This window comes from Treponema denticola ATCC 35405, assembly GCF_000008185.1.
Taxonomy (GTDB): Bacteria; Spirochaetota; Spirochaetia; order Treponematales; family Treponemataceae; genus Treponema_B; species Treponema_B denticola.
The window spans coordinates 2,107,608-2,131,173 of the sequence record NC_002967.9 but is presented as its reverse complement, the minus strand read 5'-3'; the positions used below and the strand labels follow the sequence as shown (position 1 = coordinate 2,131,173).

Sequence of the window (23,566 nt, the reverse complement as noted above, 5' to 3'; positions counted from 1 at the left end):
ATGAAGAAGACGTTATTTTTTATTTTGGTGATACTTGTTTTGATGGTGTCATCCTGTAATTTGTTTTTAAAAGAAGAATATGGCGAGCTTATTTTAAGCTTTGACGGAAGCCTTCCCGACGGAGCCAGAGCCTTGGATTCAAACGGGCTTCCCAGTCTTTTGTCTTCGCCTATGAAAATCAATATAATCAGAGAGAATGGCTATACAATAACAAGAGAATTAGGAGCTGAAGAACCCAAGTCTCTGATTGAGCTTGTTCCTGTCGGCGAAAAAATCGGCATAAAAGTCATTTTAATCAGTGATCTTGCCGAATGGGCCGGCTATGCCGAGCACATCGTTACGGCAGGACCCAATAAGGTTGCCGTAGAGCTGTCTAAAAAGTCGAAAGGTGTTGCCAATCTGCTGTTCTCCATTACAGGAAAAGACCCTTCAGGGAGCAATATCGTATCCTTAAGCACGCAAAACGGTAAAAAACTGCTCGATGGAATTCTTATCGGCAGCACAAAACCGATTGCCGCACGGGATAAAGTCGGTAGAATATATGTGCTGTATGAAGATACCTCATCTACTCATCTTAAACGCTTTGATGTGGAAGGTAATGAAGATACTGACTTTGAAACAAAGCTTACTGATGCACTACCGTCCGGCGTTACTATCAGTTATATTGATAATATCGCGATTGATATAGACGATAATTATATCTTTTTGTTTAAACAGAATACCGTCTATTGCTTCAAGGAAAAAGAAGATCATTCTTTTCAATCTTTTAGCTATGATTCATTCCCAACTGTGCCGGCACCAGTGCCGAGTTCTAGTGCCGTTGCAGTATATGATGATGTACTGTTTGCTGTGTATAATGATACATTGTTTGCCTGTGGGTTTGAATTTGAAGATCTCCTCACTCCAGGTAATAAGCGTTTAAAATTTGAATCGCAAGCATCGAGAAATCCCTTAAATAAGCTTCGCACAGAGCCTATCTTCGGTAATAATCTTACTGAGTGTACCGGACTATTTGCAGACGAAAGCGGTGTGTACTGCTTGCTTAAAGAGCAGGAATTGCGTCACGGAAAACTATACGCACTTGGTCAGCTCGTATGTTATACCTACTCCGGCAGTACGTTTACAAAAAAAGCAGAAACAGGGCTTAATCCTGCTGCTTCAACCGCAGACCCCATCGCCTTTGACGCACAGTATTTTTCCAATCCGGTCGGTTTTATCGGCTATGACGAAGAGAATATCTACATTGCAGACGATGGACTGGATATTCAGTATGTAAACGAAAACTGGCATATCAAGAGCAACAAAAACCGCATCGCTGCATTTAAACGGAACACAAATGCGATAACCTTCGAAGACACGGCGGCAACGTGGTATGAGCAAAAACCGGAATATAAAAAGCCCGAGACGAAAGTGCTGCTGTGGAAAAAGGGTAACTACGGTATGCTCTATTGGACAAGTACGGACGGAACAGATGCTTTTAGTGAAGAGAACAAGCTTTTTGAAGACAGCCCTGGGGTACGACCTACCGATAAGTTCTGCTATGACCAGGACGGTAACCTGTATATAATGTATCAAGATGCAGGTTCTAATAAAGGTGTCAGACGTTTTGCGTTGAAAGAAGACGGCTCGTATGAGAAGTCCGGACTTAACTATTATCCTATAACAAGCTTTCCTATTTTTGCGATTGCTGTCGATATTTCCGACGGACAGAATTTTCTGTATTATGCGTATAATAATGGTCCTAATGGATTCATACAAAGATTTCGCTGGAATTTAGGAGATACGTTTGACCATGCGACGCCGGATGGACCGTATCTTGGGAAATTTGATGATGCGGATAAGGCTCCGGTTACCGCTCTTGCCGCAAACAAGGACGGCGTGTTTGCTGCCGTAAAAGAAACTTATAAAGAAGTCGTCAGTGGCGTCAATATCGATAAATATCGTCTGAAGGTAAAAAAATACACCAAAACCGGCAATCCCGCACATTTGGACAGTGAAATTACCCTTGTTGATAATGCCGTTTCGTATACCGATGTATCAGATCCGCCGAATCCGATCGCCGACCCCAATCCAGGGGATGATCCTAATCAAGCTTGTCATCAATATCAAGAGACAATTAACGGTTTGCAGATAGGTAACGGTAGGTTGTACGGTATTTCATCAAAGCTGCATCGGAAATGGATATTATATAATAGTAGGTATTTTACGGATGTCTTTAAACACAGCAGTATACTGTACAAAATCGGTAAGACGGCGGATGGATTCTCCGGCAACGCAGAGAAGCTCGCTGAAAAGAGTGCCGTACCTCCGCAGGGTTCAAATCCGGGAGTCGGTTATGGATTTTACCGCTTTATTGCCGTAAAATACGATGAAGCCGAACGGATCAAGTTCATCATCGCTTCGGATAGCGCATGGGGTGATGGAGTCAGCAGCTGGAATGGGGACAATAGCGACAATATTGTGGAATTCAGTTTAAAGGACATGCTATTCAAAGAGGATAAGCAATCGGGCGGTGGATTCTCTAAGACTTTTAACAGTTCCGGTTTTGCCTGGTACTAAACCGTACGATGAATTTTCTCCAACGCCGCGCCGCGCGCTTCGGATGTGCGGCCGAGCAAAAGCCGCTCGTAAGCCTCTGCGTTCCCCTTTACGGGACGGAGGGGCTTGTCGGGCGGTTTTTAGACAGTGTGTTGCAGCAGGACTCTGCACTGCTTTTTGAAACCATCATTGTAAACGACGGCAGTCCCGGCACAAAAGAACTCAGGCGCATCATTAAAACGTACGCTAAGCGGTTTAAAGAGCGGGGGCTGCCGCTCGTGTTTTTGGAACATAGTAAAAACCTCGGGACGCTTGAAGCGCGGCGTACGGCAACCAATGCGGCATCGGGCGAATACCTCACCTTTGCCGACCCCGACGATGAGCTGCCGCCTGACGCTCTCCGCATCTTATACGATGCAGCCTGTGCATCCGGCGCGGATATTGTACATGGCAGCATTGCCGTATTCGGTACGGAAAACGAACCCGAAAAGCGTGTTACCTCCTTTGCACAAAAAGCCGCACAAGTATATCATGGGACGCTTACCGGGGATGAGATTCTCCGCGGTTTTTTTATCGAGCATCTCTATGCGGCCTTTGTATGCGGCAAGCTTTTTCAAACAGCCCTCGTTCAAAAAGCGTATGGCGAAATTCCGTTTACATATTGTACGATGGCGGAAGATATGCTTCTTTACTTTTTTATCTCCTTATATGCCGGTAAATACCTAGGCATACCCGATACCGTGTACAAGTACCGTATCAATACAGGCCTTACTTCCCGCCGCCAAATCACAGACCTTGCAGGATTGCAAAAAGTGTGCTCAGCCGCTTCGGTGTTTACTGTCATTTTTTCTTATTTGGATGAACACCCTGATCTTGGCAGCGATATACGCGAAGCGGTACGGGATTTAGGCCGCTCTCACTATGCCGATAACCTCAAGCAGCTGGAAATCTGCGTAGTTCCTTCATTACAGGAAGAAGCTCGGGCGATGCTGGAAGAATGGTGGGGAATGCATAATTAAAAATTATGGAATGAGCTCACCGTTTGACACTTGTCCTTTGACAATTTTTTCATTTATGTGCTATAATATACTTTATGGAGAAAAATTATTGGAAGATAGGTGTATTGATTATCATTTTTTTAGGGCTGGTAGGAGCGGGGACGCTCGTTGTTTATCAAAAACTCCCGGCGGGACTCCCTTTGGAACATCCTGCCAAAGTACAGGCGGAGCTTTCTAAAACGGAAACTGCCGAGCTTGAAAAGCCTAAACAAGAGAGCGAAAACACGGAACCTAAAAAAGAACTTAAAAAGGAAGAGCCTAAAAGGGTTGTACCTACAAAAACGCCCGGGAAGGAAGTACCTAAAAAGGCGGAACCCAAAACGATAGAACTTAAAAAAGTATCTGAGGCAAAAGAGAGCACGGTTCCGGCTGACCATGTTCAACCGGCTGAAAAGCCCTCAATGGGAATCTCCCTTGCCGATAAGGATAAAAAAACTTTTAACTGGTCCTTAGGCCTCTTAGCCGAGGCAAATATGAATTCGCCTGAAGCTTGTGCAATGGGCACAGGGCTTTACACCCTTTTTATGCTTCCTTTAAACCTCAAAATAGGGCACCTATCCTTGGGAGCAAAGGCTCTTTATTCCAATGACTTTAAAAAACATCATATTTTTGATGCCGCCCTCTTATTCCGTTGGAATTTTTATGATTTTTCAAAGATAAAAGAACGGGATTCGGGCTTTTTTATCCAATTGGAAGGCGGTGCCGTTTTCGGCCTAAAAGAAAGAGAGCCTTCAAAACTTTTTATGTATGCCCTCGGCGAAGCCGCATTCGGTTACCGCTTTACAATAAACAACTTTTTTATCGAACCCTATCTAAGAGGCGGCTATCCCGTAATCTGGGCAATAGGAATCAGCGGAGGATTTAGAATATGAAAAAATTTTTTGTTTTATTTTTGGCGATACTTTTTGTATCGGTTTCGGCTTGTAAAAACCCGTTTTTTAAAAACATGCTGGATAAGGATTCGGGGAGTGAAGGGACCGGAGATTGGAATTCTCAAAGTTCCGATGTAGGTTCCTTTGAAGACGCAGGGGACTTTGTAAAAATAATACCTCCTGCAAACGGCATCGTAGGCGTTGCTCCTAACTACGCCTTACCCGGAAATCATGATTATTGGAAAGGTGTATTTATTGCAGGGCGCACGGTAAAACTGAGCCCCTATAAGATCGGCAAAATGGAGGTAACCTATGAGCTATGGTATAGTGTACTAAAATGGAATACTGATAATGGTAGGGGATACATCTTTGCCAATCAGGGAAGAGAAGGCAGTAATGGAGGTGAAGGAGTAGCCCCCACAGGTGCAAAAAAAGAGCCTGTAACAATGATAAGCTGGCGAGACTGCATAGTGTGGTGTAATGCGTATACTGAAAAAGAAAAAGGAATAGGCGAATGCGTCTACCGCAAAAAGGACAATCATACGGTTGTATTAAAAGATGCGACGGCAACAGCTGCTTGTGATTCAGCCTATGCCGATATGAATAAAAAAGGCTTTAGACTTCCGACGGAAGCCGAGTGGGAATATGCTGCCCGCAGGCAGGGAAGCAATACTGAAAATGCGGCACAATACGGCGATGTATGGCTGACCAAATTAAACAGTGCAAGCGGAGCCAAAGATAAATGGGATACGGCTGAAACAGGAGAGGTTGCATGGTATAAAGGTAATTCAGGAAATAAAACTCATCCGGTAGGAAAAAAGCGGGCAAATGCTCTAGGTTTATACGACATGTCGGGGAATGTCACCGAATGGTGTTTTGATTGGGATGACACCATAGCAGCAGAAAATGTTACCGATCCTCAAGGTGCCGCGTCGGGCTCTGCCCGTGTTGAACGCGGCGGCAGCTGGCTCAACTACGCGTACGGCTGCACTGTAGGCGTACGGTACTGCGTCACTCCTGGCAGCAGGAGCGACAATCTTGGCTTCCGCCTGGCTTGTCGGCCATAGAGCCGCTTAAAAATGTACATCCTTGTACATTTTTAAGCTTCGAGTGTTTTTGCTTCGCAAAAAACTCGTAAGCATTGAACCACCGGCATCCGTGCCGGTTGAAGAATGTACGTCCTGTACATTTTTCATCTTAGAGTTTTAGACTTGCGTCTAAAACTCCTGGAAGTTTGGAACCACTGCCGTCCATGGCGGTAAAGCGGTGAAACCGAACAGGCAAAATGTGTGGTGTGGTGCAGTAAATTTTTGAAAAGAAATAGTAAATTATAAAAAGATTTTTGTAATCGATATAAAAAAATCTTCGCAAAGTTGAGCGTGTGCTCAACGCTTTGCGCTCACTGCGGTTAAATAATCAATAAAATTTAATTTTTTTTAAAATTTTTACTATCTGTTGCAAACTTTTCATACAATAATTATGAAAGGGGAAAAAGTTTTCTCTTTTAAATAATTTGTCATGGAGTTTGATATGAAGCAATTATTTAAAATAACCCTCCGCAACGACTATGCCTTTAAGCGTGTTTTCGGCACTGAGGAAAACAAGGACGTACTACAGGACTTGTTAGAATGTATATTGGATAGTAATATGTTTTTTAACTATTGAAAAATTGATATTTATATGGTAATATCTTTAATAAAGATAATGCTAAAAATTTACAAAATAAGACGGGTTCTTAGGGCAGAGCCCTAAGCGGTTCTTTTGAAGATAGGAGGGGTTATAGGGGAGGAAAGAAATCTTTTATCCGAAAAAGTGTCTTTCCTCCCCTAATTAATCAGGAGGTGAGAGAAGTGTTAGCAGAAAATTCAGAGATAATGAAAAAAGCAAATACCGCTATTTCTGTAATGGAAATGAGTCCTAGAGATAAATGGCTATATGATTCCCGTATGAAATATGAACATGACAGGGCTTCATGTATAAGCGAGGGTTATCGGCAAGGTCTTGAGCGTGGTCTTGATAAAGGTGCATACCAAAAAGCTCTCGAAACGGCAAGGCTGATGCGTATGCATAATTACCCCATTGCCGAAATTTGTACAATGACCGGTCTTTCCAAAGAAGAAGTAGAAGCGATTAATTAATTGGCATCCGTCCTTTTCAATACATCAAATACTTTTCCCTCATCTTTAAAAACTTCTTTTCGTCTTTTTCGATAAATTTAAAGTAGTCATCTAAGGAAAGGCTCTTCGAGCTTAGCTTGTTTGTTCCGGTTAATAAATTAAGGCCGCAGAGTTCGGCAGGGTAGTTATTTATCTTAAAATTATTGGGATACATTTCCCTTATTGTGTACAGCACCGCAATTGCACTTTTTACGGGCAAGAATTTGTTTTTATCCCTTACGATAATTTGAACCCCTTCGCATAGCTCCTCCTTATAAACCGAAAGAGCCGGTGTAAAATAGGCGGGCTTAAAAAAGACTCCCTCAAGTTTGAGGGCATTTAAAGCTTCTGCTAGAGCCTCGGCATCTATATAGGGGGCTCCTATGTATTTAAAGGGCATGGTTGTTCCTCTTCCTACCGAAATGTTTACTCCTTCAAAGATACAAAAGCCGGAATAAACTAAGGCCGTATCGGCCGTAGAAATATTCGGCGAGGGCGGCACCCACATTAAATTAAGGTCTTCAAAATAGTCTTCACGCTTCCAGCCCTGCATGGGGACTATTTTTAAATTACAGCCTATCTTAAATTCTTTATTGAACATTAAGGCTAATTCTCCGACAGTCATTCCGTGCCTTTGGACAATCGGAAAATAGCCCGTAAAGGATTTAAACTCCTCTTCCAGAATATTACCTTCAACATTTATGCCGTTTATGGGATTGGGCCTGTCAAACACAACAAATGTTTTTCCGTCACGGGCACATGCTTCCATGGCATAGGCCATTGTGTAAATATATGTGTAAAACCTTGCTCCTACATCCTGAATATCGAAGCATAAAACATCTATTTGTTGAAGCATCTCTTTTGTGGGCCGCTTTGTTTTTCCGTAAAGGCTGTAAACGGTAAGGCCTGTTTTTTTATCTACCGTATTGGAAATACCGGCTCCCTCCCTCGCATTTCCCCTTATTCCGTGTTCCGGAGAAAAAAGAGCTTTAAGATTCGTCTTTTCGTATAAGATTTCGATGCTTGATCTTCCTGAAGAGTCTATACCTGTTTGATTGGTAATCAATCCAATTCTTTTTCCTTTAAAAAGATTAAAAAATTCGTCTGCGCGTTCAATTCCCGTCTTAAAATCAGACTCGTCCGGCTTTCCATTGGCAAAGCTAATGATTGCAAGACTAAAAAAGCAAAATAGAAAAAACATCTTTTTCATTTTGATTGACCTTCAGCTTGTTTTTTTGCCAAGCTTTTCTTTGAGTTCCTTGATTGAATTTCCGCAAGTATTGCCGCAGCTTTTTCGCTTTTTAAAAACTTCCTCAATATTGCAGATTGCTTTGATTGTTCTTTTATGCTTTCCATTATGGCTGTCAAGTCCTTGCGGGATCCTTCGTTGTCATAAATTTCAGGAATCATATTTATAAGTTCGTTTCTGCCTACCGCAAGTTCTATAAGCATTTGGTCCAGCATAGCATTATCATAGTTTTTAAATGCGGAATAAATAAGCGTTGTAACGGCTCCATAGTTTTTTGCAAGATAAAAATCGCCCTCATATTTTCCGCGTAAGTTTCTTCCGAAAAGGGCAGGGGTGTTTTTTGCACTTGTAAAGATTATGATTATTAAATCTTCTTTAGGGTCAATTAGTGTCAGTGTTCCCGTCCAGCCCGTGTGTCCTATAGTGTCCGCACTTGCAAGCTGCGAGAAAGCCCAAGCGTAGCTGTTATTGAGCCCCTGCCTTCTCCAGCCTAAGCCTGCCTGCGAAAAAAAATTCCCCTGACTGGTAAATAAATTCAAAACGCTTGAATCGAATAGTTTGATATTTCCATAGCCGCCTCCGTTCAGCATGACCTGAGCCAAGACTGCTATACTTTCGGCATTTGCAAAAAGCCCCGCATGACCGCTTACCTGATCCATTGCATTGTAGGCCTCAGGGTCATGTACCGTCCCGTGAACCGGCATGTATTTTATGTCTTTGAATTTTTCGTCCTTTGTTCTTTTGACGGCCCGTATTTCGGTTGCGGTAATATCCTCTTTTGTAAATCCTTTTTTTAATGGTTCATAGCAAATCGAAGATAGATTTAAGGGCTTATAAAGATTTTCTTCCGTATACTTATCTAAGGGAAGGCCTGTTACTTTTTCTATAATCAAACCTAAGAGCATATAATCTATATCTGAATATAAAACCTCGGTACGCGGAGAATATATTAAAGGTGTGTTGCAAATCAGCTCTAAAACAATTTCTTTATTTTGTCTTTTATCGGTTTTCTTTTTTTGTGTTATTTTTTTGTTCACATAATATTGTGCCCCTGCCGGGAAACCCGCCTGATGCTTTAATAAGTCTTCAACCGTAATATCGCTCTTTCCCTTAAAAAGAGCTTTTTTTTTGTCCTTAAAATCAGGAAAAAAATCTTGTACCTTATCATAGATTGAAATCTTTTCTTCCGATATAAGTTTTTGTAAGGCGAAATTTACCGTATACATTTTGGTATTGCTGGCTAGATCAAAAAGAGTTTCTTTTGTGATAGGCTTTTTGTTTTTTTGCATCAGAGGTTCTCCAAAATCATCTACGGTGCTGATATAGCCGTAGGCCGAGTTTTTTATCATCCTTCCGTTCTTTACCACTACAAGCTGAACCGATGGAAAACCGTTTGCTGTTTGCGCCTTCATAATGTCATCTATTATTTGAAAGGCTCTATAATTTACGTTATTTAATTTTTCCGTTTTTTCGATAATGGAAGGGTAGGGGATTTTTACCGATAAGGTATAGGTTTTCGAAAAGCCATTATCATCTTTTTCTGCTTCAATGTTTGTAATAAGTAAGTTATTGGTACCGTTTATTACCTCATCTCCGATATAAATTTGAGTGTATTTATTTTTACAGATTTTTTTTGTATCGATTCTTTTTCCGTTTAAGTATAAGAAAAAATTCTTTACATTTTCGGTATAAAAATAAACATAGCCCTGTCCCGTATAAGCCTTAAAAGGGATAAAACCGTTTGGTAAAATTGAAGGATCATATTTTTCTTTTTCCGGAGGAAAGCTTACATCCGTCTGAAAGCCTGAAAAGCCGCCTTCGGTTTCTTCCGATTTATAAATGTCTGCGTCTGCCGGATCGGTCTTTATCTTTGATATTTGAGCCGAGCGGCATGACAATATTAAACCTGCTAAAAAAATGCACAAAAACTTTTTCATTCGGTTATTGTATCATAAAATTTAAAAATAGAAAAGAAGAGAAATTTCTTCTTGCACATCAAGGGATTATCGTATATAATGAATTCGGAGGTTTGATAAACAGTTCGGCAGGAATTCAGCCTCACTGTTTATCTGCCGAGTTTGCCTTTCGGCAAACATCGCATTATTGTATGCGGTTTTGTAAACAAACCGCTTGAAAAAACTTTTTTCAGGATTTGATAATCCTTGCAAAAAGTTTTTATGGGAGATAAAATTATGTCAAAATTTAAAATGCAAAAAGCAAGTGCCGAAATTCTGGATAAATTGATAAAGCCTGTTTCATCGATTACCGGCTCCCATCATGAGGGCTTTTTACTGACTGCAGGATGCGGAACTGAGCGTGAACAATGGAATACAATGACTGCAGGTTGGGGATCTATAGGCTTTTTATGGAATAAACTGACTGCTACCGTTTATGTAAGACCTACCAGATATACTTCCGAATTTATCGATAAAGAAGATTATATAACTCTTTCTTTTTTTGACAAAAATGATCCATGGGCTCGGAATGCGTTGGCTTTTTGCGGCTCCGTTTCGGGACGAAATGTAGATAAGGCAAGGGAAACCGGCTTAAAGCCCGTGATGCTTGATGACGGTGTTATAGCTTTTGAGCAGGCTAAGGTTGTGCTTTCATGCCGCAAGTTATACCGAAGCGAATTCGATATGGATTTATTTGTGGACCCGCAGATTATTATAGATTCATATCCAAAAAAAGATTTTCATTATGTTTATATTTGCGAGATAGTTTCCGTTTATACAAAATAAAGTTATTCGGTGCAGGTTTAACGGCCTATAATGGATATATTTGCACCGAACCATTTTTTACTAGTTTTTTCTAAAAAATCGGTTTTAGCCATCTCTTCCAGAGTCGATTCGACTGCATTCTTCAGGGCAATGTCTTCTTTTCGAAAGGCTATAACATATTCTTCATAAGCTATGGCTTCATCCAGCACTCGGTAAGAGCCTTTTCTTGTTTGTATTAGGTTGTTAATTGAAAGAAGGTCGTATACTACACATTCTACCTCATCCTTTTCAAGAGCATTTATAGCTTCTTGAGCATTCTGAAACACAACCGTATTCGTAAATACTCCGAGACTAGATTCGGCTTTTTTTAAACTTTCCTGTATAAATGATGAGGAGGTAATACCTATTTTCTTTTCCCTTATGTCTTGAATGGAATAATAAGGCGACTTATCCTTTACAACCAATATTATAGCACTCTTTATATAAGGTGAGGTAAGAGAATAAACTACATCACTTTCCTTACTGTATACAAAGGCACTCCATATACAGTCGATTTCTCCATCCTTAAGTAAACTTTCTCTTTGATTCCACTTAATTACTTTAAAAATCGGCTTTATCTTCATCCGATTACACAGCTCTTGAGCTACTTCAATGTCATAGCCCTCCATTTTTGTCGTAAAAAGGTTTAGAACGGAAAAAGGAGGATGGTCATCTCTTATACCTATTATTAATTCTTTTTTTACAAGAATTTTTGCAAGAGAAATATCGTTTTCTTTTTTTTGGATACGGACGGCCTTGGGTTTACAAGATATCATAACTAATACCGTAAATAAAAAGAGAAAACTAAGTTTAAAAATATGATTGGGATTTTTTTTCATAATAAATCTTCCTTATTTACTTTCCAAAAATCAGTAAATCTACGCCGAACCATTTCCTTGAAATCTTTTCAAGAACGCCTTTTTTTTCTAAGATGTATAAAACTCTTTCTATTTCCGCTTTTAAAGCCTTATTTCCTTTTTTAAATGCATATACATAGGAGTCTAAGGCTATAGCCTGCTCAACAAGACTGTACACACCAGACTCTTTATTTAAGTATTCTGCCATTAGTGAAATATCTCCGACACAGGCATCTATTCCAAGGGTTTTTAAGTCTTCCAAAATTTGAGGAATATTCTCATATGAATCATTTAGTGAATGGATTTGACTCATCAGATCGGGATTATTTTTAATCAGGTCTGCCCCTAAACTTCCTTTTTGTCCCCCTATCTTCTTACCCTTTAGATCTGCCATAGTTCGAATATTCCTTGATCTCAGAGTTAAAATAACTACGGAATTGCGTAAATATGCTTGTGAAAGCTCATAGGCCTCATTCCTCTCATCCGAATAAGAGAATCCTGATGCAATACAGTCGATGGCTCCGGTATTTATCAACTCATTTACTTCGGTGGGAACTATAGTGCGGAATTCTGCCTTGATATTCATTATGTCTGCTATTTCTTCGAAGACATCAATATCAAAGCCTATTATTTCGTTTTTGTTATTATAAAAGCATATAGGCGGATTATATGCATTTACCCCTACAATGATTTTAGATCTTACAAGAACTTCGGCTAATGAAACGTCATTCGAAGATATTTCATTGATTTCATTTTTTTTGCATGAAAATATCAAGCTGAACAGCAAAATTACCGCAAAAAAAACTGCCTTTGAGTTTAATTTATTACGCATAGAACTAATATATCACAGTATCCGTAAATTGTAAAGAACGGAAAAAAGCTTGTTTTTTCATTATTGAAACTTTTATCAAAAAATGATAGAGTATAAGTTAGGAGATATGATAAACAGGAGAAATTTGTGAACGATAAGATTGCCATTATCGGAGCAGGCTCTTGGGGAACGGCCGTGGCCTGTTCTCTAGGAAAAAACGGACACAGGGTTGTGCTTTGGAGCCATACTGCAGGCGTTGCCGATTCGATAAATACGGAACACATAAATGTAAAATATTTGCCTAAGCATAAATTGCCTAAAACCGTTTCCGCTTCTACGGATATGGAAGAGGTCTGTAAGGATGCTTCTTTTATATTTTTGGCAAGTCCTTCGCTCTATTTGACCTCAGCAGTTGAAGAACTTCTTAAATTTGCTCCTTTTAGCCATGATGACGGCGAAATGCCTTATCCTACAATAGCGGTGCTGACAAAGGGTTTTATCCCCGATGAAAACGGAGAGCCTCAGTTTATAATAGACGTTTTGGAAAAAATGCTGCCCGATTTTTATAAAAATCACTTGGTTTATGTAGCCGGGCCCAGCCATGGGGAGGAGGTGGCCGAAGGTAAGCTAACCGGTCTTATAGCTGCATCTCAAAACCCTATGTGTTCTATCCGCTGCCGAGAGATTTTAAGGTCTAGAAGTTTGCTTGTTTATTCCAGCTTGGATATAATCGGAGTGCAGGTTTGTGCGGCCGCTAAAAACGTTGTAGCCGTTGCCTTCGGTGTCTTGGATGCTTTAACCGTAACCTCGGATATTTTCGGTGACAATACCGAATCCCTCCTTTTGGCTGCCGGCCTAAACGAGATTCAGACTATAGGCAGGGCTATGGGGGCGACTCATCCCGAAACCTTTACATCGATTTCCGGAGTAGGCGACCTTGACGTAACCTGCCGAAGTAAATACGGAAGAAACCGCCGTTTCGGTAACGAGATTATCACAAAAAAGATTCTCCTTTCTTTTGAAAATTTGGACGATCTTATTAAAAATATCGATAAAATAGGCTACTTGCCTGAAGGAGTCGTGGCCTGTAAATACCTGAACATTCTGGCAGAAAAGCGTAATTTGAAGCTGCCTATCTGTTCCGGCCTTTATAAAATCTTAAACAAGGAATTAAAACCTCTTGACTTGATAGAAAACTTATTACAGGGAGATACAAAATAATGCTCGAAAATATTACCGAAAAATTCAGCGGGATAATGCGCTCTTTGAGCGGTAAGTCTAAAATTACCGAAAAAAATATTGAAGACACAATCGAAGAAATAAAAACGGCCCTTTTGGATGCCGACGTAAACTTGCGTGTTGTACGCCGTTTTATAAATGCTACGGCAGAAGAGGCCAAGGGAGAAAGGGTTTTAAAATCTGTCGATCCCGGGCAGCAGTTTACAAAAATTGTATACGATAAGATGACCTCCTTTTTGGGGGACGAAAAAAAAGCCCTCGATCTAAGGGGGCCTGACACCCAATCTGTAATCCTCTTTTTAGGTCTCCAAGGTTCGGGAAAGACAACCAGTGCCGCAAAATTGGCCTTAAAGCTTAAAAACGAAGGCAGAAAGCCCTTGCTGGTTGCCTGCGACCTTATCCGCCCTGCCGCCGTAGAGCAGCTTTCCGTTTTAGGCGGAAACATCAGCGTGCCCGTTTACAAAGAAGAAACGAAAGATGCGGTAAAGGTCGCAAAAAATGCTTTGGCCTTTGCAAAAAAGAACTTTTATGACACGGTAATAGTCGATACGGCGGGACGTCTCCAAATCGATGAAGACATGATGAAGGAAATCGTCAATATTAAATCTGCCGTAAAACCTATGGAAACCATTCTTGTTGCAGATTCAATGACGGGTCAAAGTGCCGTTGATGTTGCAAAGGAATTTGACGAGCAGGTAGGGCTTTCAGGCTTAATCCTTACAAAATTCGACTCCGACACCAGAGGCGGTGCGGCTCTTTCCTTAAAGACCATAACAGGTAAGCCCATTTTTTACATAGGAACAGGCGAAAAGCTTGAAGACCTTGAGCCCTTTTATCCCGACCGCATTGCAAGCCGTATCTTGGGCATGGGAGACATTGTTTCTCTTGTCGAAAAGGCCCAAGCTCTTTATGACGAAGAAGAGGCGGAAAAGCTTCAAAAAAAGATGCAAAGCGAAAGTTTCAGCCTTGCCGATATGCTCATGCAGTTGGAGCAGGCCGAAAAGATGGGGCCTTTAGAGTCAATGCTCGATATGATTCCCGGGCTTTCAGGCCAAATAGATAAAGATAAGCTGGACCTTTCTCTTTTAAAACGCCAAAAGGCCATAATTCAATCGATGACCTTAAAGGAGAGGGATAATTTCCGTATTATCGGACCGCCTCGCCGTAAACGTATTGCAAAGGGCTCAGGAACCTCTGTGGGCGATGTAAACAAGCTTTTAAAGCAATTTGAAAAGACCCGTCAAATGATGAGGAAGGTGTCAAAAAACAAGGGATTGCAGGCAAAAATGATGTCCGGCGGACTTTTCGGATAATTTTCCGTATTAAAATTAAAAGGCCTTGAAGCGTTAAGCTCAAGGCCTTTTTAGATGCTCACAGTTTGTTTTTGTGTTTTAAGGATGCATCTTTTTTTCGGATTTTGCCTGGCAGTGGATACATTTTAAAGCATAGGGCAGGGCCTTTAGTCTGTCTTCGGGTATCTGCTCTTTGCAGGTAATACATTTTCCGTACTTTCCCTCTCTTATCCTTTCCAATGCAGAATCAATCTTTTGCAGCTTTTTTACATTATTTTCTCCGATAAATTCGAGCATGTCTCTATCGGTACTATATGATGCCAGATCTGCAAAGTCTTTGGGAATGCTGTTTGCTAAGGTTTCTGCATACTCTTCATCGTTTTTCTGCAATGAAGCGAGTATTTCTTCCCTCTCTTTTAGCAAATATTCTTTCATTTCCTCAATAAACTTCTTTTTCATACACATCTCCTAGTTGACAATTTTTTTAATAGACTTTAGAATTATACGACTAAATCAAGCAAAAAGCAAACGTTTTTCTTGAATTTATTTATTTTTTTGGAGGTCCTGTGGCTAAGGAAGAAGCAATTGAAGTTGAAGGTATTGTTAAGGAGTCTCTTCCCAATACTATGTTTAGGGTTGAGTTAAAAAACGGTCATGTTATTTTGGCTCATTTGTCCGGAAAGATGCGCAAACACTACATCAAAATTGTACCGGGAGATACGGTAAAAGTTGCCCTATCCCCCTATGACTTGACAAGGGGCCGAATTATCTTCAGAGAAAGATAAACGCTTATCTTAAAGATAAGCTCTAATCGAATATCGCCATATAGCCTTTCCTTATGCGGAGGACTCCCTCCGTAACAATGGATAAGGCTAGGAGAAACCCAAAAATTCCTAAAAAGATAATACTCTTAAACAGCAGGAGACCTACTATGGTCAGTATTATGCCGCGTATAAGTATCCTGAAGGCCTCACTTCTGCTAATCTTTTCTCTTTTTTTTGCATTTTCACTTCGGATATTTCTCCAATTTTTCCACCAATTAGAGCTGAAAATGTCGTCTCCAAAGGGATTTGTGTTTTGATCGTGAGTATAGGTCCTGCCTGATGAGCTAAATGGGCTTGACATGCTGAGATCGTAGTCTCTTCTTTTTTGCGGATCGGAGAGCACGGAATAAGCCTCGCTTATACGCTTAAATTTTTCTTCGGCTGTCTTGCTATCCGGATTTTTGTCGGGATGATACTTCATGGCCAAGGCCCTATATGCCTGTTTAATTTGGTCTTCATCAGCATTATTAGATATATTCAGTATACTGTAATAATTTTCCATTAGCCGATTACCGTTCCTTTAAAATCTTTACCGTTGAGAATATTTTCCAAATTCTCAATATCTTTTCCGGCAGCGCATATTACTTTTATGCCTGCTTTTTGAGCTCTTTGGCTGGCTATGGGGTCAAAGGGGGTGTTTTTTCCGGGTACCCATTCCGTTCCGACTATTTTTATAAAATCTTCCCAAGATATTGAATCGATGGGCCTTGCTTCAGGATTCTTTTTAGGATCGTCGGTATAGACTTTGGCAATGTTTGAAAGATTTACTACCAAATTTCCCGAAAATCTTTCTGCAAGGACTACGGCATCATTATCCGTAGAAAAGCCGGGTTTCCAGCCTGCAGCAACCAGTATTTGCCCGCCGAACATATCTACTGTTGTCGGGTCGTAAACGACAGGGTTGGGGCAAAGATCTTCAAACACAGCCTTTACAAGCTGGGCGTTGAGCCTTGTTGCCATTATTCCTATCCAATCCGCTTCATCATTTTTGGCAGGCGCCTTTCTTAGGTCACAAACTTTCCTATATGCATTTTGATAATCTCTGGCAGGAGCACCGCCCCCGATTACCATAATAATTTTTCGCGATGAATCTTGCAAAAGCCAATTTCTGATAGTTTTTGAAAATTTATCTAAAAAATCGAAATCCGGTTTATCCGGGGCTACTATAGAGCCTCCTACCGACAAAACAGTTACCATACTATCCCTCCTCAAGGATAATTATCAGTGTATTAACAACTATACATAAAAAAAAGTTTCTTAAAAATTTCAGTTAAATGCATTATATCGAATTCCGAGGCTCCTGCGGAGGATAAAAGTTCAATAAAAAATGTCTCGTTTGTTTTTTTTCCTCCTTTTTTAAATAGTCCTAAGCCCGAAAGGTAGTTGCATATCTGTTCCGAGTTTTCTTGAATCATTTTCATTGAAGCTTTTTGTAGGTAAATGTTTTTTTCTATGCTTGGATTATCCTTTTCTGTCAGCGGATTATTTTTTTCCGCTATATACAGGGAGTAGCAAAGAATAAGCACGGCATGGGAAAGATTATAGGAGCCGAAGTCTTCTTCAGCAGGAATATTAACGGAAAAAGAGCATATATTAAGCTCTTCATCTATAAGACCGGTGCGTTCATTGCCAAAAACGAGGCCTAATCTGCCTCCGTAGAATTTTTTTAAATCAAGACAGAGGTCTTCGGGGCTCATGCCCAGATCTTTACGTTTATGGCCTGTACGTCTGCTGGTTCCTATTAAAACAGAACAATCCGACGCGGCTTCTTTTAGGCCTTCAATGGTAGGAGGGTAAAAACGAGCTTTTTTCCACACATGGGAGGCGTGAAGGGCCAGTTTTAAGACTTCCGTTTCATCGTAATCCTCCTTGGTTCCCGTAATTCTTAAATCGCTAAAACCGGTATTTGCCATAACTCTGCATACGGCTCCTATGTTTGCACTTGTTTCCGGCCGGCAAAGAATAATTGTTTTTTCAAAGTTCATTTTTGTATATTGCCGTCATTCAGCCCTTATGTCAAGAGAAATTAAAAAAAAATCTTAAAATTTGCAAAAATACGCTACAAACCTATAAATATTAGCCGATATTGTAACTGTAAAAGGATTTTTTTGTTCTTGTTTAGTGTTTTTTGATTTATTAAAAGTACAAGTTACAGAAAAATAAATTTTTTTTGTTTTTATATTTGACTTTTTTTTAAATAAAGAGTATAATCAAGTTTGGATATACTGGATTATTTCTTTATTTTGAAAATAAATTGGGAGAATTATGAGTAATAACAGTGTTATAGCCGGCTTTGATGATGAAAAAGATGACAGCTTAAAGATCCGGCTTCAAAGAGTAGATGGACTTGATAAATGCGTAGTTGTTTTTTTGAACGGCTACATTGATACCTATAACTCTGCGTTTTTTCAAAAACGTATTGCAAAAATTATAGACAGCGGTTTTATTCAGATTGTATTTAACTGTGCCGCTTTAAATTACGTTTCATCTACCGGTATAGGTTCATTTACAGCTTTTTTAAAAACCGTAAAACCAAGAGGCGGAGATATAGTTTTATTGGATATTCAGCCTAAGGTATATGAAATATTTCAGCTTTTAGGCTTTTCACAATTTTTTAATATTAAGGATGCTTTGTCTGATGCAGTGTCGTTTTTTCAAAGTTCAAGTACTACTGCAAATACCAAAGTATTTCCCAAAATATTTGCCTGTCCCATATGTTCAAAGAAACTCAAGGCTACTAAGGCCGGACGTTTTAGATGTTCGGAATGTAAAACTATATTGGCTATCGATAATAATGCTCAAGTCTTTTTGGGCTAAATTTTATTCCTACTTAAAAAGTAATTGCAGTTTATAGGCCTGTTTTCCTTAACAAAGCTTATAAACTGCAATAGATGTTTTCAAGCTTATCTTTATATTTCCAAAGCTATTTTTATCTTATAAACGAATTAACCGAGAGGGGTGAGCCTATCCATATGCCTTCGGCTCCGAGGTACTCCTTTTTCTTGCCTTTGATCAAAAATTGAACGGAACTTACCGTGGAAAATTCGCATGCCGTAAAAACTATTTGTTCAAGCTGAGCTTGATAGGCTTCAATACCGTATCTGTTAAATTGAAAGTCTTCGCTTATATTTACTTCTGCAACCCCGTTTTTTACCTCAATCGATAAAAGCTTCGTATCGGGAGGAATAAAGGAGCGGAAGCCTTGTTTTGCTTCTTCCGTTGTGGGGCCTTGAAGAAGGCTGTTTATGGCATCGGTTAAAGGCGAGTCCGTTTTTTCAAGCTGTCTCATAACCGGCTTTCTTACCAATTTACCGTCCGAATCTATTTTAACCAGATAAATTTTAGAGCTCCGTTTTTCGGATGCTTTTTCGTTTTTTTGCTCAAGTTTAGCCACATCTTTTTTAGATTCATCTTTATTTTTGCTTTCAGAGTTTTTTTTGACGGTTTGAGTTTCCGTTTTTGTCTTTTTTTCGGTTGAGTTTTGAGAACTTGTCTTTTTTTCTTCTTTAGGTTTATCCTCAGCTGTAGTTTTTTGCGGTTCCGAATTTTTTTTGACCGTTTTTTGAACTTGTTCAGCCGGTTTTTCCGGCTCAGCTTCGGCTTTTCCTTCGGAAGAATTTTCCTCATCTTTTTCTGCCGCTCTGATTTTTTCTATTTCGTTTTGAATGCCTTCAAGGTCTACTTCATTTTGCTTTTCTTCTTGCGTTTCTTTTTTTTGAAATATGCTTATTGCATTTGTTTTTTCAAAAACACGGGCAATATTGTCTTTGTTGATAAAAAAGAGCAGGGCTATCAATAAAATAAAAGCAAGCCAAAAAAAACAGCCTAAAGATGTATTTTTCTTTCCCATAATCACCATATAATAATATATTTTAGAAAAAAATACTACACTTTTTATAAAAAAGTATATACATAATGTTAAAAAAATTGTATAATCGTAGAATATGATAATAGCGATTGATGGACCTGCAGGCTCAGGCAAAAGTACTCTTGCAAAGATGCTTGCTGAACACTTGAACATTACATTTATGAATACGGGTAGTTTTTATAGGGCCTTGGCTCTGGCTGTACTGCGTTCTTTCGGAGGCGGAAATGACGGAAGCGGCGGACAAACTCCCGATCTTTCGGATGAAAAAAAATGGACCTCATTTGCAGAAAAGACGGAACTTTTTTATATAAACGGCTCCATGTTTTTAGGTAATGAAAATGTTGAGGCTTATCTTCGAAGCGATGCTGTAGAATCCATTGTCGCACCTCTTTCAGCTATAGTTCCTATAAGGCACATATTAAATAAGAAAATTCGTGAAGAAGCCGCTAAAACCGGAGCTGTTTGCGAAGGCAGGGATATGACAACCGTTGTTTTTCCTGATGCCGATATTAAGTTTTATCTTGATGCTTCTGTAGAGGCCAGGGCAAAAAGGCGCTTTGATCAGGGAACAAGCAATCTTTCGCCGGAAGAAATAAAAAAAACGATTCTCGAAAGAGATGAGGTGGATAAAAACAAAAAAGAAGGGAGCTTAAAAGTGGCTCCTGATGCCGTGTATTTGGATACATCGGACTTAAATATAAATGAAGTTTATGAAAAAATGCTGGCAGAGGTGTCTGCAATAATATCGGCATCAAAGTCGGAAAATATCAATAATAAAGGGTTATCTATGGAAAAGATGGAAGTGGTAAAGGATGTTGAAAAAGACTCCAACGGAAACATCCAAGCACAATTACAAGAGGAGTACTTAAATAATTTTGAGGCTCCTGAGGCGGGGACAATTAAAGAAGGTTATGTTGTTGCTGTAAACAACGGAACCGTTTTTGTCGATGTAGGCGGTAAATCCGAGGGACATATTCCTTTGGATGAGTTTGATGAAGAACCTAAGGTAAACGATAAGGTAACTGTACTTATCGAAAAAACCGAAAGCTCAAACGGTCATTTATCCGTATCAAAACTCAAGGCCGATAGGCTTATTCTTCAAAAAGAGTTTAAACAGGCTTATGCCGATAAGACTCCGATTGATGGTACTATCGCAAAGCAGGTTAGGGCCGGCTATGAGGTAAAGCTTGGCGGCGGATTGACTGCTTTTTTACCTTTGAGTCAGGCAGATGTATCCAGAGTTGAAAAGCCTGAAACCTTGGTAGGCGTAAAGTCTAAATTCTACATTGAAAAATTAAGCTTTAATTCACGCTCAGGTGAAAATATTGTTGTAAACAGACGTAAGTACATGGAAGGGCGTACCGAAAAAGAAAGAGACGCCTTTTTTCAAAATACAAAGATAGGCGACACCGTAAAGGGAACGGTTAAGAGCTTTACCAGTTTCGGCGCCTTTATCGATTTGGGCGGTTTTGACGGCCTCTTACATATCAATGATATGAGCTGGGGTCATGTAACCCGTCCTAAGGACTTCGTAAAGAAGGGTGAAGAAATAGAGCTTAAGGTAATCCGTCTTGATCCGGAAAACAAGAGAATAAACCTCTCATTAAAGCATTTTACTCAGGATCCTTGGCTTCAGTTTGAAGACAAGTTCCATGTTGAAGACATCGTTACCGGAACGGTTACAAAGACAACGGATTTCGGCGCCTTTATTGAATTGGATGAAGGAATCGAAGGTTTGGCCCATATCAGCGAATTCAGCTGGGTTAAGAAGATTAATAAGCCTGAGGATATATTAAAGCCCGGAGATAAGGTAACATGTATGATTCTCGGCTACGATATTCAGGCCGGAAGAGTTTCTTTGGGTCTAAAACAGGTTACGGACAACCCGTGGGATACGATTGAAGAGCGTTACCCTGTAGGAACCCGCTTAACCCGAAAGGTCGTTAAAATTACAAATGCAGGCGCCTTTATTTCTCTTGAAGAAGGTATCGACGGATTTTTACATGCAGACGATATTTCGTGGATTAAACGCGTAAAACATCCGGGAAGCGAGCTTGAAGTAGGTAAAGAAATCGAAGTTATCGTTATCGAGTGCGATGCCGAATCAAGAAGAATCCGTTTGGGTATTAAACAGCTTACCGATGATCCTTGGGAAAAATTCGGAGCCGCTTATAAGGTCGGTTCTATTGTTGAAGGCGAAGTTTCCTCAATCACCGACTTCGGTGTATTTGTAAAGGTTCCCGGAGATATCGAAGGCTTAATCCACAAACAAAATTTGGTTGAGTCCAGGGATGAAACACCTGAAGAAGCTCTTGCAAAATATGCCGTAGGAGATAAGATCAAGGCTGTAGTAATCGAAATAAATCCGAGAAACAAAAAAACCGCTTTCTCAATTAAAGATTTTAAGCGAAAACAACAGCAGGAAGAAATTTCTCAGTACATGTCAACCGAACAAGAAGATGATGATTCATCTTATACTCTTGGAGACCTTTTAAAGAATAAACCGGAGTAAATCCGTTCGTCTTATGAGCACGGTTGAGAGCATTAAAAGAGATAAGCTTAATACTCTTATAAACACAAGCTTGCTGATAAACTCAAATTATTCCGATTTGAGTGTTCTTTTGGAAAAGATTGTAGAATCGGCAATGGATGTTGTAGAAGGGGATGCAGCATCTCTTTTGATGCTTGAGCCGGATGGTGAAAGACTTAGGTTTGAAATTGCAATAGGGCCTAAGGGGATTGAAGCAAAAAAGATGGTACTTGACTTGGACGGTATTGCCGGCTGGGTTATAAAATATAACCGCAGTGCCATAATAAACGATGTATTAAGCGATCCCCGCTTTGATCCTACAGTGCAGAAGGTTACAGGTTACAAAAATCGTAATATGATTGCAGTCCCCATGCGCATTAAAGACGAATGTATCGGGGTGATTGAAGTCTTAAACAAGAGAGAAGAAAAAGATTTTGATTCAGACGATTTAAACGTATTGGAACTTTTTGCTACACAGACGGCTATAGCCTATCAAAATGCAAAGCATTATGAGAAATCCCGGGAAGAAATTATTTGCCTTCAAGATCAGCTGGAGCAGGATAGAGGCTATCATACTTTTATTGCAAAAAGCAAGGTAATGAATGAAAAGCTTGAGCTATGCCGTAATATAGCGGCTTCCGATGCCTCCGTACTCATATTGGGCGAGAGCGGCGTTGGAAAAGAGCTTATTGCAGAACAGCTTCACTTGAATTCGAGGCGTGTTAATAATCCCTTTATCAGGGTGAACTGTGCTGCCTTACCCGAAGGCTTGCTTGAAAGCGAGCTTTTCGGCCATGTAAGAGGGGCCTTTACGGATGCAATTTCGGATAGAAAGGGCCGGTTTGAACTGGCTGATAAGGGAACTATTTTTTTGGACGAAATAGGCGATATCCCTTTAACCTTGCAGACAAAGCTTTTGAGGGTTTTGCAGGAAATGGCCTTTGAAAGGGTAGGTTCAAATAAAACTCTTACGGTTGATACCAGAATTATTGCCGCTACAAATAAAAATATAGAGGAGCTTGTAAGGCAGGGCAAATTCAGATCGGATCTTTATTACCGCTTAAACGTCTTGCCGATATATATTCCGCCTCTTAGAAATAGGAAGGATGATATTCAGGAGCTGGCCCATTTCTTTTTAAAGAAGTTCAGCAAAGAGGTAAAAAAGCCGTTTTTAGGTTTTTCGCCTGATGCGGAAAAACTTATAAATGCTTATTCTTGGCCGGGAAATATTCGGGAGCTTGAAAATGCCGTTGAGAGGGCCTGTGTTTTGGGTAAGCCGCCGTATATCGAGGAAAAGGATTTGCTTTTAAAATTTGAATCCTCCTCTTTTGAACCTGAGGTTAATTATTCGAATCCGGATTTAAAATCGGCCGTAAATGATTTTAAAAAATCTTTTATTGTCAAAATTTTAAATGAACATAAATGGAATCAAACAGCTGCTGCCGAAAAACTCGGAATACAGCGTACATATTTATCGAGATTGATAAAAGAGCTCGAAATTAAGGAGATATAA

20 protein-coding genes and 2 pseudogenes are annotated in these 23,566 nt (G+C 39.9%); 13 read left to right on the top strand and 9 right to left on the bottom strand.

All coding sequences use genetic code 11. The features are described 5' to 3' along the window. The 6 genes and pseudogenes from TDE_RS09965 to TDE_RS09940 all read left to right on the top strand — a co-directional run. Positions 1 to 2,559, top strand: coding sequence for a hypothetical protein (locus tag TDE_RS09965; protein WP_002679910.1), 2,559 nt, complete (start codon positions 1 to 3; stop codon positions 2,557 to 2,559). 8 nt (positions 2,560 to 2,567) lie between these two features. Continuing rightward, on the top strand, positions 2,568 to 3,557 hold the full coding sequence (locus TDE_RS09960; RefSeq protein WP_002679909.1) for a glycosyltransferase family 2 protein: 990 nt from the start codon (positions 2,568 to 2,570) through the stop codon (positions 3,555 to 3,557). A gap of 74 nt (positions 3,558 to 3,631) precedes the next feature. Continuing rightward, complete coding sequence (locus TDE_RS09955) at positions 3,632 to 4,468, top strand: hypothetical protein (RefSeq protein WP_002679907.1); 837 nt, start codon at positions 3,632 to 3,634, stop codon at positions 4,466 to 4,468. Then, positions 4,465 to 5,535, top strand: a complete 1,071-nt coding sequence (locus tag TDE_RS09950; protein ID WP_002679905.1) for a formylglycine-generating enzyme family protein — start codon at positions 4,465 to 4,467, stop codon at positions 5,533 to 5,535. The genes TDE_RS09955 and TDE_RS09950 overlap by 4 nt, the downstream gene beginning before the upstream one ends. A 463-nt stretch (positions 5,536 to 5,998) precedes the next feature. Beyond that, positions 5,999 to 6,100: pseudogene (locus tag TDE_RS09945) on the top strand (PD-(D/E)XK nuclease family transposase); the annotation flags it as partial. Positions 6,101 to 6,300: 200 nt separating this feature from the next. After that, positions 6,301 to 6,606, top strand: a pseudogene (locus TDE_RS09940) (PD-(D/E)XK nuclease family transposase); the annotation flags it as partial. A 16-nt stretch (positions 6,607 to 6,622) separates the two neighbouring features. On the opposite strand, the gene TDE_RS09935 reads toward TDE_RS09940, so the two are convergent. Together TDE_RS09935 and pbp4b are read right to left on the bottom strand one after the other, a co-directional pair. Beyond that, positions 6,623 to 7,834 (bottom strand): DUF1343 domain-containing protein, encoded by a 1,212-nt coding sequence (locus TDE_RS09935; RefSeq protein WP_002679900.1) that lies wholly within the window; start codon positions 7,832 to 7,834, stop codon positions 6,623 to 6,625. After that, entirely contained in the window at positions 7,831 to 9,810 is a 1,980-nt protein-coding gene (gene pbp4b, locus TDE_RS09930) for a penicillin binding protein PBP4B (RefSeq protein WP_002679898.1), read from the bottom strand. The genes TDE_RS09935 and pbp4b overlap by 4 nt, the downstream gene beginning before the upstream one ends. A gap of 255 nt (positions 9,811 to 10,065) precedes the next feature. Between pbp4b and TDE_RS09920 the strand changes: the two genes are divergently transcribed. Beyond that, a complete protein-coding gene (locus TDE_RS09920; RefSeq protein WP_002679897.1) occupies positions 10,066 to 10,614 on the top strand; it encodes a hypothetical protein in 549 nt (182 codons plus the stop codon). 17 nt (positions 10,615 to 10,631) lie between these two features. Here the strand turns inward: TDE_RS09920 and TDE_RS09915 are convergent, their stop codons facing one another. Both TDE_RS09915 and TDE_RS09910 read right to left on the bottom strand, forming a co-directional pair. Beyond that, the gene (locus TDE_RS09915; protein ID WP_002679895.1) at positions 10,632 to 11,471 is read right to left on the bottom strand and encodes an ABC transporter substrate-binding protein; all 840 of its coding nucleotides are present in this window, start codon (positions 11,469 to 11,471) and stop codon (positions 10,632 to 10,634) included. A 16-nt stretch (positions 11,472 to 11,487) separates the two neighbouring features. After that, on the bottom strand, positions 11,488 to 12,321 hold the full coding sequence (locus TDE_RS09910; protein WP_002679892.1) for an ABC transporter substrate-binding protein: 834 nt from the start codon (positions 12,319 to 12,321) through the stop codon (positions 11,488 to 11,490). A gap of 126 nt (positions 12,322 to 12,447) precedes the next feature. Here TDE_RS09910 and TDE_RS09905 point away from each other — a divergent pair, with 126 nt between their 5' ends. Then, the gene (locus TDE_RS09905; protein ID WP_002679888.1) at positions 12,448 to 13,521 is read left to right on the top strand and encodes an NAD(P)H-dependent glycerol-3-phosphate dehydrogenase; all 1,074 of its coding nucleotides are present in this window, start codon (positions 12,448 to 12,450) and stop codon (positions 13,519 to 13,521) included. Further along, positions 13,521 to 14,852 carry a signal recognition particle protein gene (gene ffh, locus TDE_RS09900; RefSeq protein ID WP_002668253.1) on the top strand — a complete coding sequence of 444 codons (1,332 nt, stop codon included), beginning with the start codon at positions 13,521 to 13,523 and terminating at the stop codon, positions 14,850 to 14,852. Before TDE_RS09905 ends, ffh begins: the two co-directional genes overlap by 1 nt. 78 nt (positions 14,853 to 14,930) lie before the next feature. Here the strand turns inward: ffh and TDE_RS09895 are convergent, their stop codons facing one another. Further along, positions 14,931 to 15,290 carry a TraR/DksA family transcriptional regulator gene (locus TDE_RS09895; RefSeq protein WP_002679887.1) on the bottom strand — a complete coding sequence of 120 codons (360 nt, stop codon included), beginning with the start codon at positions 15,288 to 15,290 and terminating at the stop codon, positions 14,931 to 14,933. A 107-nt stretch (positions 15,291 to 15,397) separates the two neighbouring features. On the opposite strand from TDE_RS09895, the gene infA reads away from it, so the two are divergent. Continuing rightward, positions 15,398 to 15,616: a translation initiation factor IF-1 gene (infA, locus tag TDE_RS09890; RefSeq protein ID WP_002668257.1), complete on the top strand. Its 219-nt coding sequence runs from the start codon at positions 15,398 to 15,400 to the stop codon at positions 15,614 to 15,616. A gap of 22 nt (positions 15,617 to 15,638) precedes the next feature. Here infA and TDE_RS09885 read toward each other — a convergent pair whose 3' ends face one another. From TDE_RS09885 to TDE_RS09875, 3 genes are read right to left on the bottom strand one after another with little or no spacing between them, the layout of a single operon-like run. Beyond that, on the bottom strand, positions 15,639 to 16,157 hold the full coding sequence (locus TDE_RS09885; RefSeq protein WP_002679886.1) for a DnaJ domain-containing protein: 519 nt from the start codon (positions 16,155 to 16,157) through the stop codon (positions 15,639 to 15,641). Continuing rightward, on the bottom strand, positions 16,157 to 16,852 hold the full coding sequence (pyrH, locus tag TDE_RS09880) for a UMP kinase (protein WP_002668261.1): 696 nt from the start codon (positions 16,850 to 16,852) through the stop codon (positions 16,157 to 16,159). The genes TDE_RS09885 and pyrH overlap by 1 nt, the downstream gene beginning before the upstream one ends. 32 nt (positions 16,853 to 16,884) lie before the next feature. After that, entirely contained in the window at positions 16,885 to 17,640 is a 756-nt protein-coding gene (locus TDE_RS09875) for an RNA methyltransferase (protein WP_002679885.1), read from the bottom strand. 280 nt (positions 17,641 to 17,920) lie between these two features. Here TDE_RS09875 and TDE_RS09870 point away from each other — a divergent pair, with 280 nt between their 5' ends. Then, positions 17,921 to 18,472, top strand: coding sequence for an STAS domain-containing protein (locus TDE_RS09870; RefSeq protein ID WP_002668265.1), 552 nt, complete (start codon positions 17,921 to 17,923; stop codon positions 18,470 to 18,472). Positions 18,473 to 18,584: 112 nt separating this feature from the next. Here the strand turns inward: TDE_RS09870 and TDE_RS09865 are convergent, their stop codons facing one another. Beyond that, positions 18,585 to 19,505 carry a GerMN domain-containing protein gene (locus TDE_RS09865; protein ID WP_002675533.1) on the bottom strand — a complete coding sequence of 307 codons (921 nt, stop codon included), beginning with the start codon at positions 19,503 to 19,505 and terminating at the stop codon, positions 18,585 to 18,587. Between the two features lie 94 nt (positions 19,506 to 19,599). Between TDE_RS09865 and rpsA the strand changes: the two genes are divergently transcribed. Then, the gene (gene rpsA / locus TDE_RS09860) at positions 19,600 to 22,035 is read left to right on the top strand and encodes a 30S ribosomal protein S1 (protein WP_002679883.1); all 2,436 of its coding nucleotides are present in this window, start codon (positions 19,600 to 19,602) and stop codon (positions 22,033 to 22,035) included. Between the two features lie 13 nt (positions 22,036 to 22,048). Beyond that, positions 22,049 to 23,566, top strand: a complete 1,518-nt coding sequence (locus TDE_RS09855) for a sigma-54 interaction domain-containing protein (protein ID WP_002675527.1) — start codon at positions 22,049 to 22,051, stop codon at positions 23,564 to 23,566.